The sequence below is a fragment of the Corynebacterium sp. genome, assembly GCF_030826625.1.
In the GTDB taxonomy this organism is placed as follows: Bacteria; Actinomycetota; Actinomycetes; order Mycobacteriales; family Mycobacteriaceae; genus Corynebacterium.
Genome location: NZ_JAPJNQ010000007.1, coordinates 20,350 through 33,625, shown reverse-complemented (window position 1 = coordinate 33,625; position 13,276 = coordinate 20,350). Strand labels below are relative to the sequence as shown.

Below are 13,276 nucleotides of genomic sequence, written 5' to 3'. Positions count from 1 at the left end.
GGACGGTGGGATTCAGTACGTTTTAAGCATAGCGAAGTGTTTTCCTCATTCCTGCAGGCAGGGCTAGACTGAGGGCATGATCGTCGTTTCCATTATCTTGTTCGCTTTGGCAGCTGTCGTACTCGTGGTGGGTGGACTCGCCACTGTAAAGAAACTTCCCGGAAACAGCCTCTTCGGGCTTCGCGTCCACGAAGCGCGTAAATCACCAGAGGCGTGGATGACTTCGCATGCAGTAGCCGGACCCATCTGGTTGGTTGCTGCCGCAAGTTTCATTTTTGGAGCCCTGGTTTCTTTGCAAGCTACCGGTTTCATGTGGGCTATCCCGATCTTGACGACGATCGTTGGCATCATCGCGTTGTCGTATGGCGCAAACCTAGGCGCACGGACCGCAGTACTCTATGACCAGAATGTCAGCGCAAAGCAAAACAGCGAGACCACCGGAGGTTGTTGTTCTTCTGGTGGTGGGGGCACGGCTGTGGAAAAGCCCGCTGCTCCCACGGTTGATGTTGGCGCACTCCGGAAAGCTGCCGAAAAAGCCGATAATCAATAATTCAACGTCCTGCTCGACCCTTACAGAAACCCTACCGATTAACGACACTGTGACGTTATAGGAGTGAAGTCTTCATGACTAAAAATTGTTCCCGCCGAATGTTTCTTTTAGGTTCCGCCACCACCGTGGCTGGTGCGTTCCTCGCCGCATGTGGGGAAGAGCCTTCTGTCGAAATCGCAAAGGCCGAGGTGCCTGTTGGCTCCGCGATCATTGCTGATGGGTTTATCATCGCGCAACCGCAACCCGGAACTTACCTGGCATATTCACAACGCTGCCCGCACCAGCGAAACCTCATCACTAAAGTCGAAGGCGATCAGGTACGCTGCACGGCACACAATTCGGTATTCAAACTCGCGGACGGTTCGGTAGTGCAAGGCCCAGCCCGCGATCCTTTAGAAACTGCATCCTTGAGCGAAACCGGCGACACACTCAACGTCCGAGGATGATCAGCCGGAGAGAGTCAAGCAAAGACAGCACACCGTAGACACGAGAAAGGTGAATGTTTCACGTGAAACATCTCTATACGCGCCTCACCATGACCATTCCAGGTGCAGGAACAGCGATCCATTTGGCGCACCTAGAAGAAGCAGGGACACACTGCGTCGTGCACCGCATGATTGCGTTAACGCCAGAAGAAACCATTGCCGGGGCAGCCATCGTCGACAAGCCCGGGACCCCAGAAGAAAAACTCGCACGCGCTGGCGAGATCGATATTCCGAAGACCACCGTGCCTCACCCAGATACCTACGGTGAGTATCCGGACATCACCACCAAACGCATGAGTGGCGATGCTTTCGAAGCCTGGTGGGTGGAAGTGCAACAACGTTTCCCGGAGCTCGGCTAAACCTATACCCCGGATCAAGCAAAAATCAGGTTGAGGCACGCGACGTAAGCAGCCGTGCCGCCAATAATCGACAGCGCTGGCGAACGTCGCCACACGTGCAAGGCCACGGTCGCCCCGATACCAGCCAGCGTCGAAAGCACAACCTCACGAGAAAACGGGCGCTCGAAAATCGTATAAATGACCAGCACCATCATCACACCAGCTGGCATCAATACCGCCAACAGGCTCACCAGAGGGCTATCGCGCATGAGCTTGATAAACGAAAACGGAATTTGTCGCAACGCCACCGTCACGATCGCCACCGGGATCAACACCGCCAACACCTGCGACAAGCTCATGCCAGCAGGCAAACCATAATTTTCCATTACTGCTCACCTGCCTCGATATCGCCCGCCCCGCGGTGGCGGTCACCGAATTGTTCAGCGGCGATGCTGCCATGACGTGTCTGGTTACGAGGTTCACGCCGAAGATCCACCCAGGCATCAAAGGCAGGGGAGAAGTGGCGCGCCACTAAAAAGGCAAAGTAGGCGGTCAACGCAACCACCAGCATCTGCCCCGGCAACAGCACTCCACACACCACGGCGAGAACACCAGAGACTAACAACAGCGAGTAGTCACGGTGATTATTGAACGCCTCCCAGGCCAACACAATAAACAGTGCGGTCAAGGCGAACTCCATGCCTTCGATATCCTGGGGAAGTGTCGCAGTCGTAATCGCAGCAAACGTGCCGGAACCCACCCAGGAACATTGCAACGCAATTTGTCCGGCCAATAATTGGGTTCCATCAACCGGGGCATCTTTAGGACGAGCAGCAGTGATCGCATAAGACTCATCCGTTAAGGCATACGTCGAATAGATTTTGCCCGGTAACGAACGTACGCGTTCACGTGGGAAACTCAACCCATAAAAGATATGCCGGAAGTTGACCATGAATCCGGTCAACGCTGCCGACAGTGGCCCCACGCCGGCGGCCATCAATCCCGGAGCTAGAAACTCCATGGAACCGGCATAAATCACGACCGAGAAAATCGGAGCCCACCACCAAGCGAACCCGAGTTGGGTGATAAAAACTCCGAATGCAAGCCCCAGCGGCACTAGACCGAGGGTCACCGGCGCCGCTTCCCGCAGACCGGCACGAACGGACTCGCACCAACTACGCGGGGCGGGTTGCTCGACAGCCGGAGAAAACAATTACTGCCCCCATTGTTCTTTCAATTTGGCGATTGCTTCTTCTTTGCCCAGCGGGCCGTGCTCCAAACGCAATTCCTTCAAATACGCCCAAGCCTTACCAACTTCGGGACCTGGCTGCAGGCCTAAAACTTCCATGATCTCGTTACCATCGAGATCAGGTCGCACCCGCGCTAGATCTTCCTTTTCCTGAATCTCGTCGATGCGGGCAAGCAAATTATCGTAGGCACGGCGCAGGCGACGCGCTTTTTTCTGGTTGCGCGTGGTGCAGTCCGCACGAACCAATTTATGCAAGCGGGGTAGCAGTGGGCCGGCGTCAGTCACATACCGGCGCACCGCAGAATCTGTCCATTCGCCTTCGCTGAAACCGTGGAACCGCATGTGCAAAAACACCAGATTGGCGATGTCTTCGGTCACCGCCTTGGGATATTTCAACTTGCGCAAGCGCTTGCGCGTCATCTTCGCGCCGACCACCTCGTGGTGGTGGAAACTCACTCCACCGCCGGGCTTTTTCGCCCGCGTCGCCGGCTTACCAATATCGTGCAGCAGCGCAGCCCACCGAAGCACCAAATCCGGCGACTGCCCGTCGGCCTCTAGATCTATCGCCTGTTGCAACACCGTCAACGAGTGCTTATAAACATCCTTGTGCTGCAAGTGCTCGTCCGGTTCCATCGCCAAAGCTGGAATCTCCGGCAGAATGTATTCGGCCAAGCCCGTTTCGACGAGCACCTCGATGCCAGCTACCGGATTCGCCCCGACCATCAGCTTGTCCAACTCCACCTGCACACGCTCGGGAGTGATGCGTTTAATCTCAGCCGACATTTCCGTCATTGCCTCGCGAACCCGAGCAGCAATCTGCAAACCCAACTGCGACACAAAACGTGCAGCTCGCAACATGCGAAGCGGATCATCGTGGAAAGAAATCTCAGGCGAATCCGGGGTATCCAACACCCCGGCGACCATGTCCGCAAAACCACCAACCGGATCATGGAAACGGCCAGTCACCAGGCTCGGGTCTTCGTCGTCAAGCAGTAATTCCACGGCCATCGCATTGACTTTGAAATCACGCCGGATCAAATCGCCTTCCAGGGTGTCGCCAAACTCGACAACGGGATTGCGAGAATCACCGTCGTAGGCGTCAGAGCGAAACGTCGTCAGTTCAATCTGCTCACCCTTTTTCACCGCGGATACTGTGCCAAAGGCAATGCCGGTATCCCACACGGTCTCAGCCCACTCATCGAGAATCGGCTTGACGACGTCCGGGCGTGCGTCGGTAGTGAAATCAAGATCGTGGCCCAGGCGCGAAAGCATCGCATCGCGGACGGAACCTCCAACCAAAAACAACTGATAACCGGACTCGTCAAAACGCTGCACCAGACCCGCAAGAAGCGGGGAGAGCTCACGTACGGCTTCGGTGGCACGTGCTAACAGAGCAATCTGCTGGGTGTCTGAAGAATTCACCCCCGTTAGTCTACTACGATCATGGGTAATGACTAACGAGGAAAATAGCCACAAAAGCCGGCGCCGCAGACGGCGCCGCTCGGCATCGCAGAAGGGAGGTCGCACTCCCGCCGACGGCACAGGTACTACCCGGACCAGCCAGGCCAGCCACACTAACCACACCAGCCAGGCCAGCCACACCAGCCAGGCTAACCAGGCCTCACACAAATCCCGGCGTCCAAAGCGCCCAAAGCACACCAACAGAGGCGGCCAACCGAGGCGCAGCCATGGGCCACAGCGATCAGTTATGGAAACCCGCACGGAAACCTCCGCGGGCGGACTAGTGCTGTCTGGGTTGGCCGAGGCCGTCGCCGAGAACGGTGAGGTTGATCTCTCCACCATCTATGTCGCGCTGATCGGACGCTTGGATCGGCGTGGTCGCTTGTTGTGGTCCATGCCGAAAGGGCACGTGGAACCAGATGAAGATCATAAATTAACCGCCGAGCGTGAGGTCTGGGAAGAAACTGGTATCCACGGTGAAGTTTTCGAGCACCTGGGGGTGATCGATTATTGGTTCGTTTCCGATGGGGTGCGCATTCATAAAACGGTGCACCACCACTTGCTGCGCTTTGTCGACGGCTGGCTCAACGACGAGGACCCGGAGGTCACTGAAGTTTCTTGGATTCCCGCGGCAGAACTGATTGAGCGACTCGCTTATGCTGATGAGCGCAAGCTTGCCCGCCGTGCCCATGATTTGTTGCCTGATTTGGCGCGCGCGGAAAAAGAGGCGGGAAGGATTACTCCGCGATGATTCGCTGGGTAGCTACGTCGGCAGTAGCGGCAGTAGCGGCACTCACAGCAGTATCAGCGGTGGCTGGTGCGCCTGCCGCCGTGGCAGCGCCGGAACCGGTGCCGGTCTCACCGGAGCAGTCTGAGTTTTGGGGGTTACCACACGATCCGCTTGCCGACGAAGACGTCACCCTGTCGTTGACCTCATTGAAAGATCTCAACACTGGAACCTCAGCCACCAGTGCCGTCGGGTTGGGCAATAGGCTGCGCGCCGAATTTCGTATTGATAACCGCTCGAAATCCGAACTCACTGATGTGCAGGTAACCGTGCGGCGGGCGAGCGCTGTGGGGAGTGCTGAGCAGGCCCAAGCAGCACTGGCTGGGAGCGATTTTCCGTATTGGGGCAACGCGGTGCATCTCGATACGGTGGGCCCAGATAGTTCTAATAGCGCTTTTGTTGATATTGATACCGCGCTTGCTGCCTCGCCCAGCCTGAGCATCGACACTCCGGGCGCTTACCCGCTGCTGTTCACGCTGACTGGTTTGCAGGATGGCGACCCAGTGCATTTGGCCAGTGAAAGAATGGTTCTCACCGTCGGTGAGGTGAAAGATTTTGCCGAGCACGCCGACGCTGCTGTTGATCCGGCGCACTCAGACATAGCCAACGCCGTTGACGCGGACTTCGAGCTAGCTCCACCGCCGCACCACCTGCCACATGAACGCGGGCTCTCGTTGATCGTTCCGGTTTCCGCTGCCATCGATCCAGTGCCGGGTGCCACTGGTGATGATCCGTTGATCGTGCGCTCGGAAGATTTTACCGAGCAAATTTCTCAGGGTGGCCGGCTGTATCAGCTGGTCTCTAGTTATCGCGCGCATGATCTCGGTGGTGCGGCCTGCATGGCCTTGGATCCGGCAGTGGTGAATATGGCTTCCCGGATGACCGAAGGCTATTACGTAAAAGAAACCCGCCCAGAGATCAATAATGAACCGATGCGACTGCGGGATTCCTGGGGCGCATCCCGCGAACCCGATTTAGGGGACAAGGGCAGGGGTGCAGAGGCAGCACGAACCTGGTTGGACATGCTGCGTGACCTGGACTGCGTGCTGGCAATGCCATGGTCAAATACCGACCTGAATGCGGTCCATGGTGCCAACGACGGCTGGCTTTTGCACGAGGCCACCGATCGTGGCCCAGAATTACTCCAGCGCATCCTCGGGCTGGAAACCGAACCGGTATTACTACCGGGAAGCGGCTATGTTTCACGGGAAACATCCTTTGCTCTAGGAAACCTTCCCGACGGCGCCCACGCCTTGCTTGCCGACGACGCCGTGCCCACCGCAACCGATGCCATCAACGATCCGAACACCAATTTACGAGTTTCGACTTATGACGGAGCTCTCGCGGCCGCGCTCAACGACACCGGCGACAACCCAGTCACCGCACCGTATAAACCACTGGAATATCGCACCGGTTCCGAACGGGCCTCGAGCCATGCGCGCACCATCACCGCGACCAGCACGATGCGCACCGCAACACGCAATACCGGCGACACCATTGCCGTGCTTCCCGCACTAGTCGAAGCCCCGATCGCCGATACGCTACTGGACACTGCAGCTGAACTGCTCAGCGAAGCCGGCATCACGCCACAGCCGTTGTCCTCGGCATTAGCATCCACTGCGGTTACGCCGCGTCGTATAGCCGCCAAGCCCACAACAGACGCCGATACAGCAGATAACGCCCCCACAGACAGCGCCCCCACAGACAGCGCCCCAGCAGACAACGCTCCAGCAGGCACCAACGCAGAAAACAATGAGCCAGCCACGGCGTCGGGAAGCCCCTACCCAGACCCGGCGGTCTTCACCGACCTGGAAGTCACCCAGGTGCGCCAACAGGTGCGCTACATTAACGAGCTGATGTCGATCATGAATAACGACCCAGACATCGCCTTGACGCGCTACGAATACACACTCTCGCTGCGACGCGACATGCTCATCGCGCTTTCACACCATCGCCGCAACACTCTAGAAACCTACGATGAGGCCGTGGCTTCCACCGCGAAACGCATCAACGCGAACCGTGCGGTATTGAAAGAACTGCGCGAATCCGTCTCCCTTGCACCACCAGGCAACGTCTATACCCGTGTATCGGATTCTTCGCCGCTGCTCGTCGTCGCCAAGAATCAGCTTCCGTTGCCGGTGACAACACACCTGGAATTTGATTCTCCAGAAGGAACACGGCTCAACACGCCGGAGCAAGTTAACATTCCCGCTCGCGGCTCGATTACCGTAACTATGACAGCCGATATCCCAGCAGATCGCGGCAGAACCGACATTCGGCTCTGGCTTGCCACGCAAGATGGCTCCGGAATTTCGCAGCCCGTGGAAATCACGGTGAATACCCGGGGCGATGCAGTGATCTTATACGGCGTTATCGCGGGGCTGACCGTGTTGTTGGCTACCGCCGTGACGTTGCGGGTGCGGCGTCGCAGGAAGAATTAGCATGAATAGATTGGTGTGTCGTTGACAGAGACTGAAACTGGTTCGGTTCGATCTACTCGCGGGCGCATCGTCGAGCCAACACCACCGGCACCGGTTCCAAAAAAGCGCCCGCAGCCCGTCGCGGTCATTGACGCAGAAGATAAATCCGATCTGCGCCGTGGCCGGACTGATGAAAAAGCCAGCGATGCTGACGTCGTGCGTGCGACCGGCTCAATGGCGATCGCCACGCTGATTTCGCGCATCACGGGATTTCTGCGCAACGTATTGATCACCGCCACCTTGGGTGCTGCGGTGGCTTCGGCATTCAATACGGCAAACACACTGCCTAACCTGATCACCGAGATCGTGCTGGGTGCGGTGCTGACCTCCCTGGTGGTCCCGGTGTTGGTGCGCGCGGAGAAGGAAGATCCCGATAGGGGAGAGACCTTCGTTCGACGATTATTTACCCTAGCGATCACACTGCTCGGCGCGATCACGTTGTTATCGCTGCTGACAGCGCCGTGGATCACCAGGTTGATGCTGCCGGAATCCGGGCAGGTCAACGAAGTCCAGGCGACGTCATTTGCGTTCTTATTGCTGCCCCAGATCGTCTTCTATGGGCTGTTCGCCCTGTTCCAAGCGGTGCTCAACACCAAAGGCATATTCGCGCCTGGGGCTTGGGCGCCGGTGGCGAACAACATCATTTCCATCGGCATTCTGCTGCTCTATTGGACGGTCCCCGGCTCATTGAACCCGGCGGCACCGTCGCCGATCACCGATGTTCACGTTCTGCTGCTGGGCCTGGGCACCACCGCGGGTGTCATCGTCCAGTGTCTGATTCTGGTGCCATACCTGCGTCGCGCGAAGGTAAATCTGAAGCCTCTGTGGGGCCTGGATGCCCGCCTGAAGCAGTTCGGTGGGATGGCCGCAGCAATCATCGTCTACGTGGCTATCTCCCAGTTGGGTTATGTCATCACCACGCGTATCGGTGCGCTTGCCGACGCTCAGGCGCCGATCATTTACCAGCAGGCGTGGCTGTTGATCCAGGTGCCTTATGGCGTCATTGGCGTCACCCTGTTGACCGCGATCATGCCGCGACTATCGCGTAACGCGGCCGACGGTGACCACAAAGGCGTGGTCCGCGACCTGACGGTTGCCACCAAGCTGACGTTTATCGCACTGATCCCAATCGTCGTTTTCCTGACTGCTTTCGGCACCCCCATCGCCCAGGGATTGTTCCAGTACGGTCTGTTCGGCGAAGAAAGCGCTGTGCTGTTGGGTTGGACGCTGAGTTTCTCCGCGTTCACGCTGATTCCATATGCCCTGGTGCTGCTGCACCTTCGCGTGTTCTATGCGCGTGAAGAGGCCTGGACGCCGACGTTCATCATTGCCGGCATCACCGCCACGAAAATTGCTCTGTCGCTGTTGGCCCCGGTCATTGCGGCCCGCCCAGAGACCGTGGTGATTCTGCTGGGAGCGGCGAACGGTTTCGGCTTCATCACCGGTGCGATCATCGGTATTTTCTTGCTGCGCCGCAAGCTTGGTTCGCTACACGCCCGCGAGGTGCTGAGCGCTTCGGGCTGGGCTTTGGGTTCCGCTTTGGCCGGCTTGGTGGGCGCGTATGCCTTGCTGTTGCTGTTGCGCATGTTGCCGAATTCCTGGGGCCAATCGCTTGTCGACGTCGCCCCCGAGACCCTGCAGCCGGCACTGCAATCAGCGGGCACGCTGGTGTCGACGATCTTGGCGGGACTGGTCTTTTTGACCATCACCGGCATCGTTATTTCGTTTTCTGGAGTTCCGGAGTTGCAGGCACTGGCGCGAGTTGCACGTCGGTTGCCGGGTCTGTCGCGGTTTATCAAGCTCGGCGAATCCAGCGATGTCGCCGATGGCGAGATCGACCTGCAGGATATTTCCTCGCGCTTTTTGGCCCAAGACACCTTCAATTCCAGCCCGGTTCCACCACCGATGTCGGCTGGTGTCGTCCGTGGTACCCGCCTGACCCCAGGTGCACCGGTATCGGATGGCCGCTTCCGCCTGTTACGTGATCACGGCAGCGTCGCCGGCGCACAGTTCTGGCAGGCGAAGGAGAATGCGACGGGCAAGGAAGTCGCGCTGACATTTGTCACCACCACTGGCAACGCTCCAATGGCTGCAATGACGCCTGCGGAGGCTGCTCGCGCGGCGGCGGAAGTCTCCCGCCGCACCCGTCGTCTAGCGCAGTTGAATTTGCCGGCCATTGCGCCGAATATCCGGGTGTTGTCGTATCGCTCGGGTTGTTTGGTGGTGGCCGACTGGATCGCTGGTAGTGATTTGAAGACCGTCGCTGAATCCGATGGGTTGGATCCCACTGCCGTCGCCGAAGCTCTGGCACCGTTCGCCGATACCATTGCCTCCGCACACGAGCACGGGCAAACCGTTGGTCTGGATAACCGCGCGCGGGTCAGGATTTCCACCCAAGGCACCGCGATGTTGGCGTTCCCCGCGGTCTTGGACGATAACTCCATTGAGCGTGATCGTTCTTCGTTGAACTCTGCGATCTCGCAGTTGGTGGAATCGACCTCACCGACCCCGGAGGAATTGTCTACGATCACCGAACCGCGTCTTTCTCCGCAGGCCGAACAGGCGGAACAGGCGGAACAAACTGAACAGGCCGACGCTTCCCAGACCGAGCAGGCTGAACAAACTGAACAAACCGCCAACAAAACCAACACAGCCGGGACAAATGGCACAGCCAACACAGCCGGGACAGACGGCGCAGCAAGCGCAGAAGGCGCAAGCAGTGTGGACGGCGCGGGCGACACGGGCGACGCGGCAAGCACAACCGCAAGCGATGCTCTGGACCCAACCCCGCGCGAGATCGCCGATCGCCTGCAACGCTTCATCAGCGGCGAGCAGGAAGAAGAAGCCGGTACTGTCGAGGCCTTGCCGGTCGAAGACGAAGCCACCCCGGATGTCGAAGAGCGCGACGGTTTCGGTGCCCGCGGTTATTCCAGTGGTGGAGCCATCGTGATCGCGGTGTTCACGTTCTTGACCATCATCGTTATCGCTGCCTTGGCGGCCTACGTGATCTCTTTGTTCAATACGGATGAAGATTCCAACCCGGTCTCGCGCGAGGGTATCCATGCCACCAGCACGCCACAGGCCCCAGTGATCGATCTGCCGGTGGTGCAGATACTCCAGCGAGCACAGCTGTTCCCGGATGGCCCGGACGCCCCGGAAGCTATCGACGGCATGCCGGAGACGGTGTGGGAATCGCACCAGCCAGATCCGGCCTTGCTGATCACCACCCAGGATCCCGTGATTTTGACGAATTTGGTGATCAGGTCTGAAACCGCCGGTGGCAAGTTCTCGGTATTCGCTGTCGACGATGCCACCGGCGATGACGACGGTGTCGCATCAACGCCAATTAACCCGGCCGACATTGATCGCGAATCACTGCCTCGCATCGCCAGCGGTACGCTCACCGAAGGCCGCAATAACGTGGTCTTGGATGGACGTAACGAATTTTCGGGTGGCGTATTGATCCAGTTCAGCGGTGTGGAAGGTGAACTGCGTCTGCGGGATGTGATGGTCACAGGTTTAAACACCATCGACCATATCCAGTTGCAGTAGCACAATTTCCTCGCGCCGTCCGGTCTTGTTTGCACATTCCACTGTGCAGAACCGGGCGGCGCTTTTCGCATTTTTGCGTTGTAATGGAAGCGCACATGGGGGAAGCGCGATCGGGGGGATTATGGCCGATTACACAGAAAACTCAGAGCTGAACGAAATATCTGATCAGCAGCTTGTCGACGAATTCTGCAATGGCGATACCAGCGCATTCGATGCGATCTTCACTAAGCATCGTCGCCGTCTGCGCGGGGTAGCACGTCGTTACGCAGGAAATGATCACGACGTCGATGACATCGTCCAAGATGCGATGTTTAAAGCCAGCACGAAGCTCAACACCTATCGCGCAGAAAGTGCGCTGACGACGTGGCTGCACCGGTTGGTGATGAATGCTGGATACGACCATCTCAATCACAAGCATCGTAGGGAAACGCCGACGATTGATGCCGAAGTGGTTCCGCACGACCGCAATCCGGCGTTGGCCTATGATCCGGCCGGTAGTGTGGACGCGCAGATTTATCTCCAGGAAGCTCTCGAACAGCTCAGCCCGGAGCACCGCGAGGCACTCACGCTGACAGATATTGCAGGCTATAGCATTTTTGAAGTCGCCAAAATACAAAACGTAGCGCCTGGGACGGTGAAATCGCGCCGTTGGCGAGCACGCCAGGCCGTGCGGGATGCTGTAGAAAAATCCCAAACTGGTTAGTTAAATCATGTGGTTGCCCTGCAGTTATTGTGAGAGCCACCGTAGGGGATTCTGTACCTTCGCTTGAGCCGGAAGCACGCATCAACACTGGCATACGACGCTGCTGATATAGCGCACAATGAGCGTAGAATGTCGAAGAGACATATCCAGCAACGGAGGAAAATAATGATCGTTCACGATGTCGCCATTATTGGTTCTGGCCCAGCCGGTTACAGCGCCGCATTGTATGCCGCCCGCGCTGAGCTCAACCCGATTGTGTTTGAGGGTTATGAGTACGGCGGCGAATTGATGAACACCACCGAGGTAGAAAACTATCCAGGCTTCCAGAAGGGCATCATGGGCCCGGAGCTAATGGAAGAGATGCGCGCTCAGGCACAACGCTTCGGCGCCGACTTGCGTATGGAATTAGTTGATCGTGTCGAACTCGACGGCGAGATCAAAAAGATTTACGTCGGCGAGGAAGAATTTGCTGCGCGCACCGTAATCTTGGCGACGGGTTCTGCTCCGCGTCACCTCGGAATCTCGGGGGAAAAAGCTCTGACAGGGCGCGGCGTTTCCACCTGCGCTACCTGCGACGGCTTTTTCTTCCGCGATCACGATATCGCCGTGGTCGGCGGCGGTGACTCCGCGATGGAAGAGGCCACCTTCCTCACTAAATTCGCGCGTTCAGTCACCATCGTCCACCGTCGCGAAGGTTTTTCTGCCTCGCAGATCATGCTTGACCGGGCCAGGAACAACGAGAAAATTTCTTGGGAGCTCAACAAAACCGTTGATGCTATTCAAGAATCGGCCGGAAAGGTTTCGGGCCTGACTTTGCGCGATACAGTCAGCGGCGAAACCAGCGACTTGGATGTCACTGCACTGTTTATCGCCATTGGTTCGGATCCACGCACCGATTTGATCAAGGACCAGATCGATTTGGAAGAATCTGGCTACGTGAAAGTCAATCACCCACACACCCACACCAACTTGCCGGGTGTATTCGCATGTGGCGATCTTGTCGACGATCACTACCAGCAGGCGATTACCGCGGCTGGTTCTGGCTGCCGGGCTGCCATTGATGCTGGCGAATATTTGGCAGCACAGTAGCTACTAGCTAGTTCGATAGAAACTTGATGTTGTCGCAGCGTTTTCTTTGAGCTAGAGCACATGCGTTGTATGCGCGCCGTGACGAGAAAACGTTGTGACTACACTAGAATTCGCAGTAATTCTTTTGAGAAAACCACGAGGTGGCAGTTCACATGAGCAACACAATTGATATCACGTCCCAGACGTTTAAGTCTGAGGTCGTTGAGTCGGATGTCCCGGTTATTGTCGATTTTTGGGCGCAATGGTGCGGACCATGCAAAAAATTGAGCCCGGTACTCGACGAAATCGCCGCGGAATACGATGGCAAGGTCAAGGTAGCCAAGGTCGACGTCGATGCCGAGCGCACCCTGGCTGCCATGTTCCAGGTCATGTCCATCCCGTCTGTGATGATCTATTCTGGTGGTTCCAAGGTTGATGAATTCACTGGATATCTGCCAAAGAAGCAAATCGTCGACAAGGTCGAAGCGGCTCTGTAATCCCACCGGGTAGCAGTCTGTTTCCCAGTAGATTTCACTTCAGTAGATTTCACTAGCGAGCTATCAACACCATGACTACGGTGATCACCACGGCAATCACGCTGCA

12 protein-coding genes are annotated in these 13,276 nt (G+C 57.4%); 9 read left to right on the top strand and 3 right to left on the bottom strand.

Going from position 1 to position 13,276, the window contains the following annotated elements:
* Positions 1–76 precede the first annotated feature (76 nt).
* The 3 genes from RCH87_RS01945 (at position 77) to RCH87_RS01935 (ending at position 1,394) form a co-directional block, all read left to right on the top strand.
* On the top strand, positions 77–550 hold the full coding sequence (locus tag RCH87_RS01945) for an SdpI family protein (protein ID WP_306515069.1): 474 nt from the start codon (positions 77–79) through the stop codon (positions 548–550).
* Between the two features lie 74 nt (positions 551–624).
* Complete coding sequence (locus RCH87_RS01940) at positions 625–996, top strand: Rieske (2Fe-2S) protein (RefSeq protein WP_306515068.1); 372 nt, start codon at positions 625–627, stop codon at positions 994–996.
* Between the two features lie 62 nt (positions 997–1,058).
* A complete protein-coding gene (locus RCH87_RS01935) occupies positions 1,059–1,394 on the top strand; it encodes a hypothetical protein (RefSeq protein WP_373690894.1) in 336 nt (111 codons plus the stop codon).
* A 14-nt stretch (positions 1,395–1,408) separates the two neighbouring features.
* On the opposite strand, the gene RCH87_RS01930 is transcribed toward RCH87_RS01935, so the two are convergent.
* The 3 genes from RCH87_RS01930 to RCH87_RS01920 are packed head-to-tail and all read right to left on the bottom strand — an operon-like array spanning position 1,409 to position 4,074.
* Positions 1,409–1,759: a branched-chain amino acid transporter permease gene (locus tag RCH87_RS01930; protein ID WP_306515066.1), complete on the bottom strand. Its 351-nt coding sequence runs from the start codon at positions 1,757–1,759 to the stop codon at positions 1,409–1,411.
* Entirely contained in the window at positions 1,759–2,586 is an 828-nt protein-coding gene (locus tag RCH87_RS01925; RefSeq protein WP_306515065.1) for an AzlC family ABC transporter permease, read from the bottom strand. Before RCH87_RS01925 ends, RCH87_RS01930 begins: the two co-directional genes overlap by 1 nt.
* The gene (locus RCH87_RS01920; protein ID WP_373690895.1) at positions 2,587–4,074 is read right to left on the bottom strand and encodes a CCA tRNA nucleotidyltransferase; all 1,488 of its coding nucleotides are present in this window, start codon (positions 4,072–4,074) and stop codon (positions 2,587–2,589) included.
* On the opposite strand from RCH87_RS01920, the gene RCH87_RS01915 reads away from it, so the two are divergent.
* From RCH87_RS01915 to trxA, 6 genes are all read left to right on the top strand, one after another.
* On the top strand, positions 4,073–4,834 hold the full coding sequence (locus RCH87_RS01915) for an NUDIX hydrolase (protein WP_373690893.1): 762 nt from the start codon (positions 4,073–4,075) through the stop codon (positions 4,832–4,834). The genes RCH87_RS01920 and RCH87_RS01915 overlap by 2 nt on opposite strands.
* Positions 4,831–7,311, top strand: coding sequence for a hypothetical protein (locus tag RCH87_RS01910; RefSeq protein ID WP_306515063.1), 2,481 nt, complete (start codon positions 4,831–4,833; stop codon positions 7,309–7,311). The genes RCH87_RS01915 and RCH87_RS01910 overlap by 4 nt, the downstream gene beginning before the upstream one ends.
* A gap of 15 nt (positions 7,312–7,326) precedes the next feature.
* A complete protein-coding gene (murJ, locus tag RCH87_RS01905; RefSeq protein ID WP_306515062.1) occupies positions 7,327–10,902 on the top strand; it encodes a murein biosynthesis integral membrane protein MurJ in 3,576 nt (1,191 codons plus the stop codon).
* A gap of 121 nt (positions 10,903–11,023) precedes the next feature.
* On the top strand, positions 11,024–11,605 hold the full coding sequence (locus tag RCH87_RS01900; RefSeq protein ID WP_306515061.1) for an RNA polymerase sigma factor: 582 nt from the start codon (positions 11,024–11,026) through the stop codon (positions 11,603–11,605).
* Positions 11,606–11,770: 165 nt separating this feature from the next.
* The gene (gene trxB / locus RCH87_RS01895; RefSeq protein ID WP_306515060.1) at positions 11,771–12,694 is read left to right on the top strand and encodes a thioredoxin-disulfide reductase; all 924 of its coding nucleotides are present in this window, start codon (positions 11,771–11,773) and stop codon (positions 12,692–12,694) included.
* A 152-nt stretch (positions 12,695–12,846) separates the two neighbouring features.
* The gene (gene trxA / locus RCH87_RS01890) at positions 12,847–13,170 is read left to right on the top strand and encodes a thioredoxin (protein ID WP_306515059.1); all 324 of its coding nucleotides are present in this window, start codon (positions 12,847–12,849) and stop codon (positions 13,168–13,170) included.
* Positions 13,171–13,276 lie beyond the last annotated feature (106 nt).